Raw genomic sequence first — 406 nt, forward strand, 5'->3', positions numbered from 1 at the left:
GGCCGAGGGTGTGTGGGCCTCTGGTGTGGTGCGGATGCTGGCCGGGCGTGGTGTGGATGTGCGCGTGGTCGAGTCGAACGCGGCGGACCGCGCCGGGATGGCGGAGGAGCTGCGTACGGCCGTCGTGAGCGGTTCGGTGGCAGGGGTGTTCTCCCTGTTGGCGACGGTCGACGGTGAGACGGGTCTGCTGCGGACGGCCGCGTTGGTGCAGGCGTTGGGTGATGCGGGTGTGGGTGCGCCGCTGTGGGTGGCGACGCGGGGTGCGGTGTCGGTGGGGCGTTCGGATGGTGCGGTGAGCCCGGGCCAGGCGCTCGTGTGGGGCCTGGGTCGCGTGGCGGCGTTGGAGCTGCCGGAGCGGTGGGGCGGTCTGGTCGACCTTCCCGAGACGGCCGACGAGCGTGCGCTC

General features: G+C 73.4%; 1 protein-coding gene. It reads left to right on the plus strand.

Annotated elements, in window-relative coordinates; all coding sequences use genetic code 11:
* Positions 1-406: SpnB-like Rossmann fold domain-containing protein (locus tag KN815_RS31845; protein WP_216345328.1), on the plus strand; the 406-nt coding region annotated here is incomplete at both ends.

It is taken from the genome of Streptomyces niphimycinicus (genome assembly GCF_018883605.1).
In the GTDB taxonomy this organism is placed as follows: domain Bacteria; phylum Actinomycetota; class Actinomycetes; order Streptomycetales; family Streptomycetaceae; genus Streptomyces; species Streptomyces niphimycinicus.